Source organism: Microcella sp. (assembly GCF_040286215.1).
Classification (GTDB): Bacteria; Actinomycetota; Actinomycetes; order Actinomycetales; family Microbacteriaceae; genus Microcella.
This window is the reverse complement of record NZ_JAVKCK010000003.1, coordinates 78,884-99,681: the sequence shown is the minus strand read 5'-3', so window position 1 is coordinate 99,681 and position 20,798 is coordinate 78,884. Positions and strand designations below refer to the sequence as shown.

Below are 20,798 nucleotides of genomic sequence, written 5' to 3'. Positions count from 1 at the left end.
CCCTACAGTCGAAGCGTGACCTCCCCAGACGACTCGGCCGACTGGCGTCGGCGACGGCACCGTCGCGCGTCACCCGAGTTCGCGCGCATGCTCAACCTGAGCGACGGCGTGTTCGCGATCGCCATGACGCTTCTCGTGCTGGGCATCGACCCTCAAGCGGTCGACCTGACCAGTATCGGCGGCGTCTTCGTCGACCAGCCCGGCGAGCTCATCGGATTCGTCATCAGCTTCGCCGTGATCTGCTACTTCTGGTGGATCCACCACCGCTTCTTCGCCGCCATCGGGGTCATGGAGCCGGGTCTGATCGTGCTCAATCTGACACTGCTGGGGCTCATCGCGCTCGTACCGTTTCCGACGAGCCTGCTCAGCCGCGACCCCACCGCGCAGGGAGCCGTCGTACCGTACCTCGGGCTCCTCGCGCTCATCGCTGCCCTGCACGTGCTGCTGCTGCTGCGGGCGCAGAAGGCCGGGGCGTGGCGAGTTCCCCCACCAGACGGCCTCTTCCCCTGGCTGCTCGCCGGGTGGGGCGCCAGCGCCGCGGTGACCGCACTCGCCCTCGTGCTGGCGTTCTTCGTTCCCGTCGCCGGGCTGGCGCTGCTCGTACTGAACTGGCCGGTGGAAGCGATCGTCGCGCACCGCGCCCCCCAGGGCTACAGCGACTGGGGGTAGCGGCCGCTCGACGTCCTCGCGCCGCGCGCTGCTACCGCACCCCGATCGCGCGCCGACCCGCGAGGCGGGCCTGAGAGTCGAGGCCGAAGATGCGCCGAGCCACGAAGCCGCCGATGGCGGTGCCCGCAGCCAGTCCGATACCGGTGGCCAGAGCATCCACCGCCGCCGGCAGCGCCTCCATCACGCCCGTCGTCGAATCGACGAGCACATACAGCGCGCTGTACACCGCGAGACCGGGGATCAACCCGATGATCGCCGCCGTCGTCATCGCGCCTTCCGGAATCTTCAGCCAGCGGTACGTGAGGTAGCCGATGACGCCCGCAGCCACCGCGGCGATACCCGGCGCCAACCCCGGCTGCGAGACGAACGGCGAGACCAGCAGGAACACGGCGAAGACGAGGGACGTCGCGGCCGCCATCAGCGGCACGAGACGGAAGCGCACGTACGCCGTCAACGCGAAACCGCAGCCGATGAGTGCCGCCCCCACCACGCCCGGCACCAGACCGATGGCCTCGCCCAGGGAGGTCGACACCGCGATGGGAATACCCATCCGCAAGGCGATACCCAGCACTGCCGAAATGCCTACGGCGAGACCGAGCGTGAGCATGAACACTTCCATGCCGCGTGCCGTCGCCGTGACGTAGTACCCGTCGATGGCGTCGCGGGCGGCGGCGGTGAGGCCGAGGCCCGACAGCAGCATGATGATGCCCGAGATGACGATGACTGTCGGGGCGTTCGAGCCCGGCAACTCGACACCGACCGAGCGCAACCAGAACAGCAGCACCGCGATGCTCGTCGTCGCCATCGCGGCGGCCATCTGCGCGAAAAAGCCGGGCACAGACCATTTCGCCAGCTGGCGGGTGATGACGTCAGAGATGACGGCAGAGGCGGCGGCGACCAGCACGAGCACCAGACCCGCGTTGAACAGCACCACGACGCCGGCGGCCAGAATGGCCTTGCCCAGGGTCACCACCCAGCGTCGATACGGGTGCGGGCTGGCCAGAATCGCCGTCAGCCGCTCTCGTGCGACATCGACCGGCAGGCGGCTGCCGGTGCGAGTGATCTGATCGATCAGCCGGTAGACGTTCTGCAGCCTCGTGTAGTCGGTGCTGCGCACCTTCACAATGCGCATGACTGACAACGGGTCTTCGTCCATGCCGCGATGCACCGAGACCGTGATCGACGTAAACGTGACGTCGACGTGCATGCCGCTGACGCCGTAGGCATGGCTGATGCGCAACACCATGGCCACCACGTCGGCCGCGGACGCCCCGGTCGCAAGCATGGCTTCCCCCACCCGCAAACACAGATCGATCACCACACGCACGTGGTGTGGTGTCGAGTGATCATCACCGCCCGCCACAGAAATCACCTGCGTGGGAGCCGTCGTGCCCCGCAGAACCCCGTCGGCGAGCTGGAGGATCGACCGGTTCTTGCGCCCTCGGAGAGCTGCGTTGTTCTTGTCGCTGCTGTTACTCACGGCCCCCAGGGTACGGGCCTATGGACAAGCGCGCGCCGTGGGCGATCATGCATGACCCGGATGCTCTGCGACGCCAGCCCGTCACGCCGAGCCCCCACGCTCGCGCACGACGAACAGCTCGCGCTGAGAAGGGGCCCGCGGCGCGTCCGTGTTATCGTTTTCGATAACGATTGTCGGGGGTGAACCATGACGATTGCTACCCTCAGCCGCGCCGCACGCCGAGCTCGCGGCGTCAGCCAAACACAGCTCGCCGCACTTACCGGCCTGCCAGCCTCGAACATCTCCTTCATCGAGAGCGGCCGACGCGTACCGCGCGTCGACACACTCGAGAGCCTCTTGCGTCGCAGCGGTTCTCGCCTGACCATCTCTCCCACGCTCCGCACCACCGCGCTCGAGGCATCAACAGAGATTCGGCGTTGGCTCGTTGCAGGTGATCGACCGCAGGCGTTCCGCACCTGGCTCGCCTTCAACGATGATCTGGCTGCCGAGACCCCGACCAACCGCGTCGTGTTGACCGCGTACCCGCCAGAACCCACCGGCGACGCGCTGTACGACGCCGCCCTGGCCGGGCTTACCGAGTACCGACTGGGCGAGGTCGGCGCGCCACTCCCCCCATGGGTCGACTCCGCGACGCAACTTGACGAGCCGCGCGTGCTCAGCGACAGTCGCTACGTCACTGCGTCAAGCTTGGGCACGATCCCCGACGAGTTCGCCAGGCGTGGCGTGCTCATCGACGCCGAGAGCCTCAGGAGCGTGTGATGGTCAATGCTCGTTACGCGCAGTCGCCCGATCTACTCAGCGACAGCCTCCCCCGGTATCCTCGACGCATGTCGATGACCGTCGCGACTCCTGAGACGCTCGCCCTGCGCGAGCTTCTCGCCGAGCGCCGACGCGAGTTTGATGCTCTTCTCGAAAAGTACAACGCAACGCAGCCACGCCTGTTCGGGTCAGTCGCCCGAGGCGATGCGGGCCCCGATAGCGACATCGACATCGTTGTGACCATGAATCCTGCCGACGGCAACCTCCTCATGCGGGCCTCCGGCCTCATGGAGGAGACGCGCACGCTGTTCGACCGCGATGACATCGACATCTTCCCCGAGCAGCTGCTCAAGCCATCGATCTCGAAGTCAGCACTCGCAGACGCGGTCGCCCTGTGAGTCGCAGCACCGATCAGCGCATTGCCGACATCCTTCAGGCAATCGATCGGTGCCAGTGGTACGTTGACGCTCTTTCTAGTGATGACCGTGACCTTGCTGACATGGCCGAAGACGCCGTCGAGCGCAATCTTCAGATCATCGGCGAGGCCACGAAGCACCTCCCCACAGTGCTGACCGACGACCACCCCGAGATCGCCTGGCCGCAGATCCGCGGCTTCCGAAGCATCCTGGTTCACCAGTATTTCGGGGTCGACGTCGCGACCGTTCGCGAGGTAGTAGAAACCTATTTGCCGCCGCTTGCCGCTGCCCTACGCACGGGCAGCAACACAAAGCCCTGAAGTCCGACGGCAGCGCCTGGTGACTCAGACTCAGGCACGAACAAACCGTCGCGCGATCTGCTCCGCGACCGCCGCCACATCGATGACCGGCTCGACACTCTTCTCGAGCATCGACGCCAACTTGCGCGGCCACACCACGTGCACCTCGTTCACGCTGAACGCGTCAGGAAAGAACCCCCAGTCGGCATCGACGAAGCACAGCACGCCGAACACCGGCACCTCCCCCACCGCTTCGCGCACGTGCGCCACCTGCTTGAGCACCCCGTCAACGAGCTTCGTCTTGTCGCCACCCCGATAGATCAGCAGCTCGACCCGCGGCCGAATGATGCCGCCCTCCACCCGCTTCTCGGGCGCCCTGCCGACATACCGCTTGGTATCGATCACCCACACCCCGCCGGGCGTCACCACGATGTGATCGATGTTGGCCTTCGAGCGCGGAATGCGGCGATCATGCATGACCCGGATGCTCTCCGACGCCAACCCGTCAAGCCGAGCCCCCACGGCCGCCTCGCCGGCTGCTCCACTGCTCCAGGCCTTGGTGCTCTGCTTCTCGTCCGAGAGCGCTACGGCGAGGCCGCCGAGCTTGCCCCACTTCGCGCGAGTGCGAGCCTCGTCATTGGCTTTGCGGCGCTCGTACTCGCGCTGGGCTGAGGTTCCGGGAGCGTTGTCGTCGTCAGCAGTCATGCGCCCATCGAACCAGAACTGAGGGTACCTCTACAGTCCCCGTCCGAGGTACTTCGAATTCGCCTTCGCGATCTCGTCGAACCAGTAGCGAGAGTCTTCGACCGTTACCCCCGACGGAGATGTCGAGTAGGGGTAAGCAAGCTCGTGTTCGATCTCGAGCTTGGTGATGTCGAGCACCATTCGAGTGGTCTTCTCGCCCGACTGGGCCAGTTCCTCTGGCCGACGACTCGGAGACGAATACCGCCGAATCTTCCAACTGTCGCCCTGGCGATTGAGGTGCAAGAAGGAACTACGGTCGAGGCTAGGCGCGTAAATCAGCGCGAACGATTGACCCTCACGTGATCCTGTGCGCTCGCCCGCTGGCCGCGACGCGGTGATGCAAAGATCGCAGTCCTGCTCCTCGAACCCATGACGACACTCAGCCACGTTGGTCACCATGCCCGCTCGAGGCCGTTATCAACGACCCAATTCAGGATGCGCTGGTTACGGGCGCGTACGAACTCCAATGTGCGTTCCCGATAGACGACGTAGTCGCGGAGGTTGTCGGGGAGCGCTCGTGGTCCGAAGCCCTCGAACGCATGGAACGGCTTGACCTTGCCCGACTCGGAGACGAGGTCGCCCAAATGGAAGAACTCCACGTATCCCGAGAAGTCCACGAACAAGTCGAGGAAGGCACGGTACGCCGCGAGAGTGTCGCCGAGCGGGCTCGATTCCCCCGAGTAGTGCCGTCTGATGCACTCAAGGGTGAGGTCGAAGCGATCCTCAATCTCACGATGCGTACCGCGCCGCTGGTTGATGGTCTGCTTGCCGTTGACCGGTACGCCAGGGAACACCATCATCCCGCCAATCGTGTAGCCCTGACGGTGGAAGCGCTCATTCTCCTCATCCGACAACTCGGAGTACAGGTGGTGGAGACGCTTCTTGTTCGACGTCGCGATCGTGTCGCTCGAGAGCACGAATCTGCCGAGTTCAGAGTCATGCGCCAGATACACCGTGCGCTTCTCAGCGACAAGGTCGAACATCTTCCCGTTGGGAAGCTCTTTGCTCCACAACAACCGGTGATAGCGCCGCAGTCGTGGACTGTAGGTATCGGGGTCCTTCCCCGCGGGGGTGTCCGACCGCAGATCGAACTCGGCGTCGAACTCAGCTTCATCGCTCATGCTCGAGAGATTAGCGAGTTACTCGGACATCGCAGCGCCCGAGATGATCTGATCGACCTGCGCCGATATCGCCGCAGGCGGAGCGTCCAGCCTCAGAGCGTGGCAGACCACTGTGACGCCCGCATTCCGGATTTCGTAACGTGCAGGAACTTCGTTGCCGGCCGCATAAATCAGGTGGCCGGTATCGAGCCCGAGACGAATGCAGTAAACGATCATCTGGAAGACATCCGCGTTCGGAAAGCCAGATGGCTTCTCGGCCTTGTACTTGGCATCGAAGACGGCGCGCGGTCCGGAGGAGTCGCGCCAGACAAGATCGGGTGCGATGCGGATTCGTCCCTCGACGTCGAGGGATGCGCGCTCTTGGGCAACGATGCGTCCGCCCCATGGCGCCGCTGCCCGCGCGACTTCCGCTTCAACAAACTCCTCGAAAACCTTCGAAAGTGTCAGGAGGAACCCCTTGGCGGTCGTCTCACCGACGCGATGATCGAGTGAACCATTGGTGAGGACCAACTGAGCGAGCGCGACCGCGGAACGGTATCGCTCACTGCGCCGGTCCCAGACAACCTCTGGCAGCCGCGCCCCTCTGGTCAGCAGGCTGGCCTCGGCCAGTGCAAGATCGAGCCGAAGCAGGCCCGATCGCACTCGGTCGCGTAGCCGTCCAGCGCCGATGAGGCGCCGGGTAGCGCTTCGCAGCAGCTGGTTGACCGCTATGTCAGCGGTGAAGTCGTCCCATTGAAGCTCCACCGGCAGTAGAACGCCGGTTCGCCTCCTTATCTGCTCCGCCATGAGAATTCGCCCGCGAATAGTCTGAGCGGCTTCACGTTGCTCAACGTATCCGTGGAGGACACCGCCTCGAAGTGCCCGGGCCGCATGAGAAAGAAACGCCTCCGCAATGACGGTCGAGAAATCTGACGAGTCGTCGAGCTTCAAGTCATCTGGCCACCAGTCGCCCCAGCTCTTGCCACGAGCGAGTAGATGGAAGAGGTTGCGAATCGGTACCTTCGGCTCGACCCGAACCTCCCAGCCATCCAGTCGGACTGCACCCACGCGCTTGACGTTCGATACTTGCCAGAGCCCACCCCCGAGCGGCACAACCTGCGCAATTCCTTCTCGCGTGATGGCCGCGGCCAGATCATCGTGCATTGGGACCGCTTCGACTACCCCTTCCTGAAGGAGAACAGGGTCATTCATCGTTCGCGATCTCTGGAGCGTCGGCGGGGTCGATGGCAGTGACGTCCGACGGAAACGTCTCGATCGTTTCGTCCGCTCGAGCGATCCGCCGACGAAGCGCTTCAAGGCCGAATTCCTTCGGGATGTCACGACCGTCTCCGTACAGTGACTCCTCGAGCAATGGGAGGATCTCGTGTTTCCAGATCTGCGCAAGGCGAGCCTCCGACAGGTCATGGTCGCCCGGCATGAGGTAGCTGGGTCCGATTCTCGCGTCGCGATCGGAGACAGTCGCATTGAGCGCGGCGAGCAGGTTCGCCGACTCTGGTGGCAGATCGTGGCGGGCCAACCACCTCGGTAGCAGACCACTCGTCGGCTCCTCGTCAGGATGGAGTTCTACGAAGGCAAATCGACGCCTCATCGCAGCATCCAGGAGAGCAATGGACCTGTCGGCGGTGTTCATCGTCCCGATGAAGAAAACGTTGCTCGGCAACGAGAATGCAGCACCCTCATCGCCGTACAACAGCTCGATCCCCTCATCTCGGTATTCCAGTAGGAAATAGAGCTCACCGAACACCTTCGCGATGTTGCCCCGATTGATCTCGTCAATCACCAAGAAGAATGCTTGTTCTGGATTCTTGGTGGCTTCCGCAGCTATCCGCAATAGTGGTCCCGGCTTGAGTACGTACCCAAGCTGGCCTGCATCAGTCTGTGGCCGGTAACCCGCTACAAAGTCCTCATACGAGTAACTCGGGTGAAACTGCACGATCGTCGGTGCGCGTCCGCCAGAGGCGTGTTTTGCCAATACGCGTGCCAAGAACGTTTTTCCGGTGCCCGGGGGTCCGTACAGGATTACCTGTCGACGACGTTCGATGAGGTCAAGCGTGTCCTGCAACCACTTCTGCGGTATCAGTAGCTCGTCAGCGAGCTCGCCCGTCGCTTGCGGGAACGCCAGCATTGCCTTGGCTTCGTCTTCGTCCTCATCGTCATGCGTGGGAGCGACTGGAGCGATGGGATCAGGTAGCCGCGGTTCACTCCAGACCGAGAGGAACTGTGGCATCCAGAAGTGGATGGGTTTCTTGTTCTTCACTTGAAGTGCGATCCAGATGTCTTTGAGGTCACGATCAAGGTCATCGCTTGGCTCGCGCCCGGTCTCGCCAATGAATGCGTTGCGAATCTTCTCGCGCGCTTCGGTCTGCACGATGCTCGTGAAGGTTCCTGGATGCACGAGGTACATCAGAGCCAAACGTTGGGAAGGAAACGGCTCGCCGTTCACCGCCCTGACGAAGGTCCGGAACTCCCACGGGTCTTCGAGAAGTTGCAACCGCTGATCGTCGTCGAGGGCCACCCAGTCGCTGACGAAGTTGATGAGAATCACCAAGGCGCCGTAGAGGTTCTGCATCATCCGCGTACCCGGGTTGAATGAGCCGGAACCAAACGCTGACTTGATCTCGTCAGGAATCTGAACTGGGTGATCCATCAGGCGAAGTACCGTTTCGATGCGTTCAGCCTTCTTGGCCGCCCCAATAGCGGTAGAAGACGCCGGGAGCAGTTGCAGCGCCACAAGCTCGGCCATCAGAAGTCGCGCGTCATCACTCGCACTTGCGAATTGCCCTGACATCTTCTCGGTGAAGCTGCCTCCAGCGGCGTCGGGAGCGTTGACGAACCGCTCGACGAGTTCGGCCGCAACTGGTGCCGTCCACACAGCCCGCCCGGGAGCAAAGACGGAGTCCAGCTCGGCGAGTCCGCGTTCTACGAAGAGCTTCGCGGTCGCAACGACTGTCTCCTGCTCAGGGCTGGCTGGCACGATTGCAGTGCTTAGGATGCTGAGCTTCGCGGCGTCGTTCTCGGCCTTCACGGCAGAGTAACCCTCGCGCGCCGCTCTTCGAAAAGTTTCAGCGTCGGAGTACATCGTCAGAGCATCACGCCCCGCCGCGGTGATGCTCCAGCCGCCGGCGCCGTCCTTTGCCATCCACCCCAAAGTGGTCAGATCGCTTGTCGCGAATAGCCAGTCAGTTTTGCCTTTCATGTCTCCGTTGGAGTTCAGGCCCTGTTCACGCTCGCTGAGTGGGAAGTCATCAATCACTGATTCCCAGACAGAGTTTCGCGTATGCGCTTGCGAATCATCAGCGAGAACCTCTACGGCGCGCCTCAGACGCTGGGTTGTGAAATTCTCCGTGCTCATGTCGTCCTCTTCTCCAAAATGTTTAGGTGATCCTCATCACGCGCGACTGCAGTCATCGCTTCAGCCCAACCCAAAGAACCGCTCGAAGAACTCGCCCAGCCGGTCGAGCACGCGCTGCTTCTTCTCGCCGTGACCGCCGCCGGGCGCGAAGCGCGAGGCCGGCGGCAACACGCGCGTGATCGCGACTCCGGTGGTCTGGAGGGCGCCATCGCGGAAAGCTCGGTCGATGAACTCGCGGGTGGCGTCGGGCTGCAGGTTCTCGTCGGTGATGAGTCGGGTGAGCTCAGCATCCCGTCGGGCCGCGACGTAGGCCGACCACTCCTCGTCGACCTGACCCGCGACCGAGACGCGGTCGACGAAGGCCTCGATGAGGTCCTTCTTGTTGCGCAGGGAGGGGCTCGCGTCGATCGCGCGGGTGATCTCGGCGCGGATCTCGCGGTCGTCGCCGTCTCCGCGCTCGTCGCGGTACTTCTGCACCAGCAGCAGGATGTAGTCGACGGTGATCTCGACCTGCTTGATGAGCTCGATCTCGAAGACGATGTCGTCGTTGATCGCCTCCTTCTCGTCGGTCGGGCGACGGAGTGAGGCGTAGAGGTCGAGGTACTCCGACTTGTAGTCCTGCAGTTGGCGCGGCGTGAGAATCTCGTTGCCCGCGAAGTCGTCGAACGAGGTCAAGATGTTCTGCAGCCGCAGAATTGCGCCGAGCAGGGCGATGAAGTCTTTCTGCGCCTGCTCCCCCACGATCTGTTGCCCGGGCGGGAACGTGTCGAGCAGCTCGGTCACGCGCGCCGCGTACTCGTCGTAGTACTCGCCGTACGGCTTCAGCAGCACCACGCCCTGCGCATTCTTGTTGCCGAACAGCGCGATCGCGTCGTTGGTCTGCTGCTCGAGGTCGCGGAAGGTGACGATGTTGCCGTACGTCTTCACCGAGTTCAGGATGCGGTTGGTGCGCGAGTAGGCCTGAATCAGTCCGTGAGACCGCAGGTTCTTGTCGACCCACAGGGTGTTGAGCGTCGTCGCGTCGAAGCCGGTGAGGAACATGTTGACGACGATGACGATGTCGATCTCTTGGTTTTTGAGTCGCTTCGAGAGGTCGGTGTAGTAGCCGGCGAAGCCGTCAGACGAGGTGCTCCACGTCGTGCCGAACATCGCGTTGTAGTCGACGATCGCACCCTCGAGAAACTCCCGCGAGGGCAGGTCGAGCCCGGTGGGGTCGAAACCCTCTTCGTCGAGAAAGCCATCGACCTCCGCCTCGTTGGCGGCGAACGAATAGATGATGCCGACCTTGAGCCGACGGTCTGACGGAATCGTCGACTGCATCGACTGGAACGCCGCGTAGTAGCGCTTCGCCGCCTCGATCGAGGCCGTCGCGAACAACGAGTTGAATCCGCGTACCCGCCGCTCGCGCACCGCGTACGACTCGCTGCGCCGGGTCTTCTGGTCGAAGTGCTCGAGGATGTACTCGACGACCATGCCGATGCGCGTCGGGTCGAGCAAAGCCTTCTCAGTGTCGATCGCCGACACCTGCTTGTCGGTGAGGCCCTCGTCGACCTTGATCGTGTTGACGTAGTCGATGCGGAACGGCAGCACGTTCTTGTCCGTGATCGCGTCGACGATCGTGTACGTGTGCAGCTTCTCGCCGAACGCCTGCTCGGTCGTCTTCAGCGAAGGGTTGCCACCCGTGCCGGCGTTCTCGGCGAAGATCGGCGTGCCGGTGAATCCGAACAGGTTGTACCGCTTGAACGCCTTCGTGATCGAGGCGTGCATGTCGCCGAACTGCGAACGGTGGCACTCGTCGAAGATCAGCACGACGTGACCGTCGTAGACCGAGTGGCCCTTCTCCGACTGCACGAGCCGCGCGAGCTTCTGAATCGTCGTGATGACGATGCGACGCTCCGGGTCCGCGAGATTCGCAGACAGCGCCGCCGTCGAGGTCGACGCGTTCGCCGCACCCTTCTCGAACCGGTCGTACTCCTTCTGCGTCTGCCAGTCGAGGTCTTTGCGGTCGACGACGAACAGCACCTTGTCGACGCTCGGCAAGCGCGACGCCAACTGCGCCGTCTTGAACGACGTCAGCGTCTTGCCCGACCCGGTGGTGTGCCAGACGTAGCCGCCGGCATCCGTCGTGCCCAGCTTCTTGTAGTTGGTGGCGATCTCGATGCGCTGCAGAATGCGCTCCGTCGCCACGATCTGGTACGGCCGCATCACCATCAGTTCACGGTCGGCCGTCAGCACGCAATAGCGGGTCAGAATCGCGAGCAGCGCGTGCTTCGCGAAGAACGTCTTCGTGAACCCGACTAGGTCGCGAATCGGGGCGTTCGAGGCATCAGCCCACCAAGACGTGAACTCGAACGAGTTGCTCGTCTTCTTCACCCGCTGCCGGGCATCCGAAGAATCAAGATGCTGGCGGCGCGTGGTGTTCGAGTAGTACTTCGTCAGCGTTCCGTTGCTGATCACGAACAGCTGCACGTAGTCGAACAGTCCCGAGCCGGCCCAGAAGCTGTGCCGCTGATACCGGTCGATCTGGTTGAACGCTTCGCGAATGTCGACGCCGCGCCGCTTCAGCTCCACATGCACGAGCGGCAGCCCGTTGACCAGAATCGTCACGTCGTAGCGGTTCGCATACGCACCACCGCCCTCGCCGCCCTGCGCCACCTCGTACTGGTTGATCACCTGCAGGCGGTTGTTGTGGATGCTCTTCTTGTCGATGAGCGCGATGTTCTTCGTGCTGCCGTCGTCACGCCGAAAGGCATGCACGTGGTCTTCTTGAATGCGCACCGTCTTCTGCACCGCGCCATCGTTGGCGCCTACCACGTACTCGTTCAGCAGCCGCTGCCACTCGCCGTTGGTGAACGTCACCGCGTTGAGCGCCTCGAGTTGCACGCGCAGGTTCGCGAGCATCTCGGCCTCAGACCGGATCGTCACGTACTCATACGCCTGGCCCTGCAGCAACCGGATGAACTCCCGCTCGAGCGCCGCCTCAGACTGGTAGGCATCCGCCGTGGAAGGGTCGGGCGTGAACTCCGCCACGACCGTGCTCTCACCACTGAGCGCGATCGGCTCGAACCGCGTCGCCGGGGCTTCGCTCACGCGGGAGCCTCCTCGAACGTGAGCAGCTTGTCCCGGTAGTAATCGTACTGCTTGCGGCGAGCGGCGAGCTCGGCGGGCAGGCCGATGCTGAGGTCGTTGACGAGTGCGTCGAACTTGTCGAGGGTTTCGACCATCCGCACCTGTTCGTCCAACGGCGGCACCGCCACAACTCTCGCCTCGACCTCTCTCACGCGAACATGGGGAACGCCAGCGCCCTGCTTCATACTGTGCAGACTCTCCTGCTGAGACTGCAACAGGTAAAAGAGATACTTCGGCGCCAATACTGATTCATCGGGATGAACGCTAAACGCGTCGGTAAGAAAGATCGGCTCGGCCCAGTAGCTGACGAAACCCGCATAAGCTCCAGATCTCGCGATCACGAGCGTGCCACCCGATCGGTTGCTGACCGAGTGTGAGTAGATGGAGACTGGCCCATTCGCAACAACGGGGATCGTTCCTGGGGATGTTTGCTTTGCCGTAATCGCAGTACCTCGCCTAAATACGGCCAGGTCAGACATTGGCGCGCGCCGCACATCCGAACGTTCACCCATGGCGAGTAGTTGGCGCCGGAGGTGGGTGTATTGAAGTCGCCGCGCTTCCAGCTCTGCTTCCAGCTCTGCTTCCAGCTCCGTGAAGTTGTCCAATATTTTCACGATCCCGCGCTGAACATCGAGAGGTGGGACCGGCACCTTGATGGCCTCGAGTTGGGGGTTCGTGATTGCCTTCACGATCGAGCCGTTTCCTACAATCCGCTCGGTCGCGAAAAAGTAGGTCAAGAAGCGGGCATCCATTTCGGAACGAAGTCTGAGTCCGCGTAGGTCCTGATTAATGGCCAAATCGACACCGGCGATTCGCATCCGTCCGGGCGAAATCTTGGTCGCAACGATGACGTCTCCTGCGCGCACGAGTGAACTAGAGCTATTGGCGAGCCCTTCGGTGGTTATGGAGCCCCTGGTCCTCTCAACGGTCAGTGCGCGATTCGAGAGGTCGCCAACTGACGCCCATGGGATCGAGCCGCCCCAGTACGCCTCGACCGCTCTGGAAGGCGTACCCCCGCCCCGATTGGACTCAACCAACGAGCCAAGTGTTCTGAAAGGCACAACGCCGCGCAGGTACTCACGAATCCGTGACCCTTGACTGTTCACCGAACGTCCTCGAGCTCCGCAACGATGACGTCGATTGCAGTGCGCAACTGGGCCTGGCGTTCAACGATTTCGGAGATCTTGGCATTCAACGCATTGATGTCGATGGCCTCGCGGGTGTCCTTGGCTTGTAAGTACTCGGACACCGACAATGCGTAATCGCGCGCGGCGATGGTGGTGTTCGAAACGACGGCTGCGAAGTGGTCGACGGGAGCACGGGCGACGAGGGTCTCTACGATGCGGTCGCGGTGGGCATCCGTCAGCTTGTTCTTGTTGCCGGAGCGGGTGAACTCGGCGGACGCGTCGATGAAGACGACATCGTTGGTGGACTTGGACTTCTTGAGCACGAGAATGCACGTGGCGATGGTCGTGCCAAAGAAGAGGTCGGGCGGAAGCTGGATGACAGCATCCACGTAGTTGTTGTCGACCAGGTACTTGCGGATCTTCGCCTCGGCGCCGCCGCGGTACATGACTCCGGGGAACTCGACGATGGCGGCCGTGCCATTGACTGCCAGCCAGCTGAGGATGTGCATCGTAAATGCGAGGTCGGCCTTCGACTTGGGGGCGAGCACGCCGGCGGGGGCGAAGCGCGGGTCGTTGATGAGGAGCGGGTTCGCGTCGCCCTCCCACTTGATCGAGTAGGGCGGGTTGGAGACGATCGCCTCGAACGGCTCGTCGTCCCAGTGCGCGGGATGCAGCAGGGTGTCGCCGTGCGCGAGGTGGAACTGCTCGTAAGGCACGTCGTGCAAGAACATGTTGATGCGCGCCAGGTTGTAGGTGTTGAGGTTGATCTCTTGGCCGAAGTACCCGCCGACCTTGCCGGGGCCCAGCACCTTCTGGAACTTCAGCAGCAGCGAGCCTGAGCCGACAGCCGGGTCATAGACCTTCTTAAGCTCGGTCTTGCCGATGCTCGCGATCTGGGCGAGTAGCTCAGAGACCTCCTGCGGCGTGTAGTACTCGCCGCCCGACTTGCCGGCCGCGGCCGCATACATCTGCATGAGGTACTCGTAGGCGTCGCCGAATGCGTCGATCTCGTGGTTCTCGAAGTCGCCGAGGTTGAGGTCGCCGATCGCGTTGAGAAGCTTGACGAGCTTCTGGTTGCGCTGCGCGACGGTGTTGCCGAGCTTGTTGGAGTTGGGGTCTAGCTCTTGGAAGAGGCCTTTGAGGTCGTCTTCGGAATCGGTGCCGGTTGCGCTGCCTTCGATGTTTTGGAAGATGCGGGAGAGGGTTTCGTTGAGGTCTTCGTCTGCTGGGGCTTTGGTGCGGACGTTGAGGAAGAGCTCGCTCGGGAGGATGTAGAAGCCTTTTTCCTTGACGGTTTCTGCGCGGCCGAATTCTGCTTGTTTGTCGTCGATTCGCGCGTAGTCGAAGGCGTCATTGCCGGCTGCTCGCTCTTGGCGGTTCAGGTAGGCCGTGAGGTTCTCGGAGATGAAGCGGTAGAAGAGCATGCCGAGCACGTAGCTCTTGAAATCCCAGCCGTCGACGCTGCCGCGGAGATCGTTGGCTACCCGCCAGATGGCCTTGTGGAGTTCGCCGCGCTGGGACTCTCGGGTAGTTGGGGGCATGGCTTCACTGTACTGAGGAGGGCCCACATTCTTGCGTCAGGCGGCGCCGCCCCCACCCTTGATACCGAACCTGCCTCCGGACAGAACCGCTGCAACAAGGCCGAGAACGGTGATAGTGACAGCCGCGATGCCTCCCAGGATCTTGAGCATGAAGTTTTGGTGATCCTGTTGAAGCTTAATTTGGGTCGTGATTGCGTCGTTCATCAATTGAAGGATTCGGAATCGGTCCTCCCCGCTGACATCGTCCCGCTCGAGTTCACGATTCAACATGGCCTGGTACTGCTTGAAGGACTTGTGTACCTGCCGCTGGCCCTTCCAGTTGTACTTCTGAGCGGCGAGAGCTTGCTCCTTGATGTGTTCGAGCCCTGCGATCGCAAGACTCTTGAACTCCGGAAACTGGGCGACGATCTTCATCGCCAAGTCTTTGTCCATGTTTGGGAGTTCGGACACGAAGGTCAGGAACTTGTCTTTCGAAAGGTTTCGCCAAGAGTCGATCTTGAGCGTCTTCTTTATCGCTTCTTCGTTGTCGAGTGCCATCCAGATTCCTCCTGAATCATGAGCGCTAGACGCGAGCGTACCGGCGTCGGCGGCTCGATAGCGACCTGCTCAAGTTGTCCTCTCTCGCCCGGGCACCTTTGCGGGAGACCGATCAGGCAAGAAAAAGTCGAATCCACCGGAAGAGCGGCGAGTCGCGCATGCCTCCGTAGCTCCGGCAGATCTGCTCGGCCAGTGACGAAAGGACTCGACCCACAGGTGGAGACACCACCAAACCAGGGCCAACTTGCTCCATCAGGTCACGAACGGCGCCACAGATGAGGCGAGCCGTGCGCGAATCGATGGGCAGAGTCGCGTCCAGCGTCGACAACGCGCTCATCGAGAGCTTCTGGTCGACGATGCAACGCGAGCTCCTGGACCGCACCTCCTGGGATTCCAGGACGCAGCTCGCGTCGGCCATGTTCGAGTGGATCGAGGGGTTTTACAACCCTCGCCGCCGACACAGCAGCCTCGGCGATCTCAGCCCCGCCGACTTCGAAGCACTTCACACCGCCGCAGAGATCGCGGCATCATCAACGCAGAGAAACCGTGCCGGAAACTGGGTCAGGCTCCAGGTGATCCGTCACCAGTTCCGTCTTGACCCCCATGCGGATACTAGCGACCCTGCATTCTTGTTACAGACTGAGTCAAGGGCTATCGGCAGATTGGACCTCATCTTGGAGTGCGACACCTTCAATTTTGACCAATGCGACTTTGTCACCTCCGACTCTCACTTTGGTCACGCGCGAATCATCGAGCTTGCGGGCCGCCCGTTCGAATCTACTGAGGAGATGGACGAGGAGCTCATACTGCGATGGAACCAGACGGTGGGTCGTCAAGACGTAGTGCTCCACCTTGGCGACCTCGCGCTCGGCTCGATACTGAAGTCAATTCGGCTGACTGGAAAGCTCAACGGTCGCAGACTTCTCGTGCCTGGCAATCACGACAGAGTTTCACCATCTACACAGTGCGAGGCTGCGATTAGTCGATTCACTCCGATTTACGAGGAGGCTGGGTGGACTATTTTGCCCGAAGTGGTAATGGGCAGCAGGCGGGGCCACCCCCTGCAGGCGAGTCACTACCCATTTGAGGGCGACTCCGGTCCGATCGACCGATTCAGGCTCAGTAGGCCAACGAGACGAGAAGTCCCGCTTGTGCATGGCCACACACACGACCGGGGCTCTGATCACTCCCTCAATCAGTTCCACGTTGGAGTGGAAGCGCACGACTTTGCGCCGGTGCGGTTTGCCCTCGTTGACGACTGGCTGAACAGACGTCCGCGATAGAGAACAGCGGATCCGCTAGCTTGGCTGAATATGCTTCAGCTCAAGGGCAGCCAGCAATCTCACTGGCTTATGGCGTGTACGGGTCTGGGCGAGGTGTCACAAGCATTCGCCTTCTGGAGGCTCGAGTCGCGTTCCCGATACTGTTCAAGCTGAAGTAGCGGTCTAACGTGGGCGCCACTCCGTCCGAACCGAGTCTGTCGGGAGCCATAAGTTGGAACAAATATCCTTCACGTCGAAAGCAAGAGCCTTCGTCGCGATTGACTCACTAGAACAAGATCTGCGCCGTTGCATACTCCAATACCTGCTCGATCACCTTGAGCCAGATGCGGTGTTCGGTCCAGACGCTGACGGACTGCGTGACCGGCAGAATTCTGATGCAGAAGGCGACGTGAATCTACTCACCGACTATCTCTACCTGAGACAGGCATACGACACACTTCTGCGCCACAAGGCTCTGCTCCCTCGCGACCTTGGTGACCTTCTGTCCGACAACGTGGGCCCCATGGATTCCTTCGTCTCGGTTAGGAATCGTGTAATGCATGGGCGCCCGCTTCGGTTTGATGATCTCGACCTCGCGAATGCCTTCGTCTCCAGATTCAGTTCACGTTACTTCCCGGCAACTGAGTCGGTGCTAGCCGGCCTGGAGGCGGACCCGAGCTGGCAACCTGCCTTCGAGACGCGTCCTTCTCCGACGGACAGAGTCCTGCACAACCTTCCCTCGGCGGACTTTGACGAGACAGGCCTAGTTGGCAGATCCGCTGAGGTCAGGCAGATCTCCGAACTGCTCATCAGAGGACGGGACCGAATGTTGACGCTGACCGGCGAAGGGGGAATCGGTAAGACTGCTCTAGCCCTCGACGTCTGCTACGCACTTGTTGACACCTCGGACCCTCCTTTCGACGCGATCTTGTGGGTGACTCTGAAAAACGAGCGCTTAACTGCCGACGGGGTTCGGGCGATCGCGGATGCAGTCCGTGACGTAAGCGGCGCTACCGATGAACTAGGCCGATCTCTTGATCCCAGCTTTGGTGGAAGCGTTGATGAACTAGCCGACTACCTGTCTGGTTTACGTGCCCTCGTGGTTATCGACAATCTCGAATCGGCTCAAGGCAACGAAGTACTGAGCCTCTACGACGCCTTGCCCGAGTCAGTGTCGTTCCTATTCACGAGCAGGGTGGGGATCGGGCAGATTGAACGGCGCATCCCGATCGTCGGCTTGAGCCCAAAGGACAGCGTCCTCCTGTTTCGAAAGTTCTCATCGCGACGAGGCCAACCCGGGCTTGCGCGTCTCCGCGAAGAGGTTGCGAATAACGTGGTGGAGAAGCTTCGACACTCCCCCTTAGCGATCCGCTGGTACGTGTTGAGCGTTGAAGCGGGGAAGACGCCGACTGATGCACTTAGGAATCAAGCTGAACTGCTTCGCTTTTGCGTAGACAACGTTTACGAAGCATTGTCGCCTGATGCAAAGCTATTGCTGGCTATCCTACGAACGCTTGACCGACCCATTTCGTTCGACGAGCTAGCGGTAGTGGCGTCCTTGGATATCGACACCTTAAGGCGGGCCGCGCAGACCCTCTCCCAAGGCTCACTCGTACTCCGCACCCCATCACCAGAAATTGGCGAGCCTGATCTGTTGGAGTTATCTGCGACAGCGCGTGCATACCTGCCCAGAGTAGACGCGGATAGCTCGGTCATGAGCGGTGTCTTGAATCGTGAGGCAGCCTTTGTTCGAGACAGGGAACAGGCGCGTCTTGACGGCATGAAGCGTGTTCTTGATCCGAACGTAGTCATCGCAAGGTCACCGGAGGACGAGCCAACATCGCACCTCCTCAGATTGGCGCTGAGGATGACGCGCGCGCAAGATTTTCAGGAAGCAGAGTCCCAAATCTCACGAGCAAGAATGCTAAATCCGGGATACTACGAGATCGATCGAGTCGACGCATTCATCTTGAGCAATAGGGGAAACATCCCAATCGCGACTGCGAGGTATCGCGACGCTCTCTCTCAGTGCATCACGGAAGATGAGCGGGCTCGGGTGTCACACTTCTTGGCCGGCCACCTTGCCCGCGGCGCCCACGATCTCGCCTCGGCTTTGCCCCTTGCCGAATTCGCCCACGAGATCATCGGAAGCCCTGACACGGCGATGGCGCTGGGCAATTTCTACATTTGGGAGAAACGCTGGGCTGCGGGCCAGGAAAAGCTCGAATTGGCTCTGGAGGGAGCCAAGAGTCCTAAACTTCGGCGGATCATTACCACCAGCATCGTAGAGAGCTGGCGCCGATGGGCCGAGGAAGAACTGGAGGACAAGATGCCGGAGTCTTCACTCGAGAAAGCTCTATCCGGCGTGTACACGGGCAAGGCCCTCCTTCAGGAAGGGGTTCACGACTACCGACTTGTAGAAGCTATGGCGCGGTCTTTGATTTCTTCGACAAGAGCACTCCGTGCGATAGCGAGTCCTTCCGAAGCATTACATGCCAGGGTCGAATCGGAACTTCGGTTTGCTTCTCAGGATGGCCGGTTTCGCACTGTTGAAAGCTGGGAACGACTTGTTGACTCGGTGCGTCAATTAGGTCCCGACATTGTCGTATCTCTAGGGTTCATCTCTGCCGACAGTTCTAGGCATGCGCGGCCCGAGTCGGGCAGAGAAACTAAACGTACAGAAACGTCCTCCCCTACCGCAGTTCGAGGCGGCCGACTTACCGGCGTGATTGTCAATCGCCAACAGTCATTTGCGTTTATTGCCCACCCCGACTTTCCGGGCAACCTCTTCTTCCATTTCGGGGCGCTTGAGCGAGCAGACGAGGCGGACGCCCTTGATAGAGGAGTTCGGGTCGAATTCTCACATGCGCAGGACTCTGAGGGAAGAGACCGAGCGCAACGAGTGGTCATTGTTCGATGACACCAGCTGATTACTCAGGTTTTCAAGTGCTCTTTGGGCCACCCCCAAGCCCTAGACCTCCAACTGTTGGCGACCGGGCCCCGGCATTGGATGGCGACCATCTGATCCCAAACCTCACTGATGTCGGTCAATGCCCGTGGCTCGACATCACCGACCAATAGGGCGCCCTAAGCCTCTTGGCGAGACTAAGACCGAGAACTGTGACCTAGCGATTTAGCGGTGATCCGGCGAAGAGTTGCCAGGGCGTAAGCAATCAGCGATTCGACTCCGGAGGAAGCGGCTCTCGGCGTCGGAGGGGGCGAGCTCGAGGGCTCGGCGATCGTGCGGGAGAGCATCCGTCGGCCGAACAAGCCGGCGCAGCAGGTCGGCGCGAGTGGCGTGCTGGAGGCGACACTCCCCCAGGGGCGCGTCGAGGTTGAGGGCGTAGATGAGGGCGAGGCCAGCATCCGGGCCCTCGGAAAAGGCCACGGCGATCGCTCGGTTGAGGTCGACGATGGACGACGGGGCCTCCCCACCGAGGCGGGCGTCGAGGGTGGCGATGCGACTGTCGAACGTATGTTCTAGTGTGGCTGCATGGGTACCAATCGTCGCTACGCCGATCGCGTTGATCAACGGATGGCCGCCCGCGCCCAGGAGGTCGCCAGCGCCGCGCGCCCCGTCGGGCTCTCGCCGGCCGAAGTAGATCTGGCTCGGCAGCCCACACGGTCGCACGGCACCCCGATACCGATACGCGCGTGGGTGCACGTCACGGCGGCTCCGGCACAACTGGACGGTGTTGCGGTGGAGTGGACCGACACCGCCGTGCACGTTGAGCTGGTCGACTCCGCCGGGCGACGGCACCGGCTGTGGGTGTGGGCTAGTGCGGTGGAGCGCGTTGACGCGGGGGGTGAACCGTCGGGGTCGCCTTAGGGCGTGCCCGCTCGGCTCAGTGTGCAGCGGCTGCCCGTCAGAAATGCAGCTGGTTCCGGTCTGCTCACGGTGAAGGTCGACGAGAGGCGCCAAGGGCAGGCCCGCACGCCTAGGGCGCGACCTTCTCGAGTGTGAGTGCGAAGGCACCCGCGTCGACACCCGCTTCGAGATACGTGGCCTGAATCGTCGTGGCTGACACGAGCGTGCCGACGATATAGCCGTCATCGTCGACCGCGTGAAAGTCGGTCGCGTCGAGCACGTTGCCGCTGAAACTCTCCGGCTCACTCCACTCGCCGTCGACCTCGCGCCACGACTTCTCACCCGAGAACGTCGAACCCGTCGACTGGTCGATGACGAAACGAATCTCCCGCTCCTGATACTCGCCCCCCTCGTACCCGAGGTTGTCACCGATCCAGGTGCCCTCCAACGCGCCGGCCTCGAGAGACCCCGACGAGACGGATGCTGCGCACCCCGCCAGGGACAGTGACAACGTGATCATGGCTGCGGTAGCGACAAGAGTCTTCATGCCTTCA

19 protein-coding genes are annotated in these 20,798 nt (G+C 61.7%); 8 read left to right on the top strand and 11 right to left on the bottom strand.

The features are described from left to right. The first annotated feature begins 15 nt into the window (after positions 1–15). On the top strand, positions 16–669 hold the full coding sequence (locus RJQ01_RS00945; RefSeq protein ID WP_350474815.1) for a TMEM175 family protein: 654 nt from the start codon (positions 16–18) through the stop codon (positions 667–669). 31 nt (positions 670–700) lie between these two features. Here the strand turns inward: RJQ01_RS00945 and RJQ01_RS00940 are convergent, their stop codons facing one another. Beyond that, positions 701–2,149: a threonine/serine exporter family protein gene (locus RJQ01_RS00940; RefSeq protein ID WP_350474814.1), complete on the bottom strand. Its 1,449-nt coding sequence runs from the start codon at positions 2,147–2,149 to the stop codon at positions 701–703. A gap of 186 nt (positions 2,150–2,335) precedes the next feature. Between RJQ01_RS00940 and RJQ01_RS00935 the strand changes: the two genes are divergently transcribed. The 3 genes from RJQ01_RS00935 to RJQ01_RS00925 all read left to right on the top strand — a co-directional run bounded on the left by RJQ01_RS00935 (position 2,336) and on the right by RJQ01_RS00925 (position 3,644). Then, positions 2,336–2,908: a helix-turn-helix domain-containing protein gene (locus RJQ01_RS00935; RefSeq protein WP_350474813.1), complete on the top strand. Its 573-nt coding sequence runs from the start codon at positions 2,336–2,338 to the stop codon at positions 2,906–2,908. A 68-nt stretch (positions 2,909–2,976) separates the two neighbouring features. Next, a complete protein-coding gene (locus RJQ01_RS00930; protein ID WP_350474812.1) occupies positions 2,977–3,306 on the top strand; it encodes a nucleotidyltransferase family protein in 330 nt (109 codons plus the stop codon). Next, complete coding sequence (locus RJQ01_RS00925) at positions 3,303–3,644, top strand: HepT-like ribonuclease domain-containing protein (RefSeq protein WP_350474811.1); 342 nt, start codon at positions 3,303–3,305, stop codon at positions 3,642–3,644. The genes RJQ01_RS00930 and RJQ01_RS00925 overlap by 4 nt, the downstream gene beginning before the upstream one ends. A 30-nt stretch (positions 3,645–3,674) precedes the next feature. Here the strand turns inward: RJQ01_RS00925 and RJQ01_RS00920 are convergent, their stop codons facing one another. The 9 genes from RJQ01_RS00920 to RJQ01_RS00880 form a co-directional block, all read right to left on the bottom strand. Then, complete coding sequence (locus tag RJQ01_RS00920; protein WP_350474810.1) at positions 3,675–4,328, bottom strand: nuclease-related domain-containing protein; 654 nt, start codon at positions 4,326–4,328, stop codon at positions 3,675–3,677. A gap of 30 nt (positions 4,329–4,358) precedes the next feature. Beyond that, complete coding sequence (locus RJQ01_RS00915) at positions 4,359–4,508, bottom strand: hypothetical protein (RefSeq protein WP_350474809.1); 150 nt, start codon at positions 4,506–4,508, stop codon at positions 4,359–4,361. Between the two features lie 251 nt (positions 4,509–4,759). Further along, a complete protein-coding gene (locus tag RJQ01_RS00910; RefSeq protein ID WP_350474808.1) occupies positions 4,760–5,488 on the bottom strand; it encodes a DUF6994 family protein in 729 nt (242 codons plus the stop codon). An 18-nt stretch (positions 5,489–5,506) separates the two neighbouring features. Continuing rightward, positions 5,507–6,631, bottom strand: coding sequence for an McrC family protein (locus RJQ01_RS00905; protein WP_350474807.1), 1,125 nt, complete (start codon positions 6,629–6,631; stop codon positions 5,507–5,509). 40 nt (positions 6,632–6,671) lie between these two features. Continuing rightward, a complete protein-coding gene (locus tag RJQ01_RS00900; protein ID WP_350474806.1) occupies positions 6,672–8,840 on the bottom strand; it encodes an AAA family ATPase in 2,169 nt (722 codons plus the stop codon). 60 nt (positions 8,841–8,900) lie between these two features. Next, the gene (locus RJQ01_RS00895; protein WP_350474805.1) at positions 8,901–11,930 is read right to left on the bottom strand and encodes a type I restriction endonuclease subunit R; all 3,030 of its coding nucleotides are present in this window, start codon (positions 11,928–11,930) and stop codon (positions 8,901–8,903) included. Beyond that, positions 11,927–13,030, bottom strand: coding sequence for a restriction endonuclease subunit S (locus RJQ01_RS00890; protein WP_350474857.1), 1,104 nt, complete (start codon positions 13,028–13,030; stop codon positions 11,927–11,929). The genes RJQ01_RS00895 and RJQ01_RS00890 overlap by 4 nt, the downstream gene beginning before the upstream one ends. Positions 13,031–13,071: 41 nt before the next feature. Then, positions 13,072–14,637 carry a type I restriction-modification system subunit M gene (locus RJQ01_RS00885; RefSeq protein WP_350474804.1) on the bottom strand — a complete coding sequence of 522 codons (1,566 nt, stop codon included), beginning with the start codon at positions 14,635–14,637 and terminating at the stop codon, positions 13,072–13,074. Between the two features lie 36 nt (positions 14,638–14,673). Next, positions 14,674–15,174 (bottom strand): hypothetical protein, encoded by a 501-nt coding sequence (locus tag RJQ01_RS00880; RefSeq protein WP_350474803.1) that lies wholly within the window; start codon positions 15,172–15,174, stop codon positions 14,674–14,676. Positions 15,175–15,461: 287 nt separating this feature from the next. Here RJQ01_RS00880 and RJQ01_RS12795 point away from each other — a divergent pair, with 287 nt between their 5' ends. The 4 genes from RJQ01_RS12795 (at position 15,462) to RJQ01_RS00860 (ending at position 20,265) form a co-directional block, all read left to right on the top strand. Continuing rightward, positions 15,462–16,457 (top strand): integrase core domain-containing protein, encoded by a 996-nt coding sequence (locus RJQ01_RS12795; RefSeq protein WP_502885205.1) that lies wholly within the window; start codon positions 15,462–15,464, stop codon positions 16,455–16,457. A 211-nt stretch (positions 16,458–16,668) separates the two neighbouring features. Further along, a complete protein-coding gene (locus RJQ01_RS00870) occupies positions 16,669–19,356 on the top strand; it encodes an NB-ARC domain-containing protein (RefSeq protein ID WP_350474802.1) in 2,688 nt (895 codons plus the stop codon). 321 nt (positions 19,357–19,677) lie between these two features. Further along, on the top strand, positions 19,678–19,920 hold the full coding sequence (locus RJQ01_RS00865) for a hypothetical protein (RefSeq protein ID WP_350474801.1): 243 nt from the start codon (positions 19,678–19,680) through the stop codon (positions 19,918–19,920). 9 nt (positions 19,921–19,929) lie between these two features. Then, positions 19,930–20,265: a hypothetical protein gene (locus RJQ01_RS00860; protein WP_350474800.1), complete on the top strand. Its 336-nt coding sequence runs from the start codon at positions 19,930–19,932 to the stop codon at positions 20,263–20,265. A gap of 109 nt (positions 20,266–20,374) precedes the next feature. Here RJQ01_RS00860 and RJQ01_RS00855 read toward each other — a convergent pair whose 3' ends face one another. After that, positions 20,375–20,791 (bottom strand): hypothetical protein, encoded by a 417-nt coding sequence (locus tag RJQ01_RS00855; RefSeq protein ID WP_350474799.1) that lies wholly within the window; start codon positions 20,789–20,791, stop codon positions 20,375–20,377. Between the last annotated feature and the right edge of the window lie 7 nt (positions 20,792–20,798).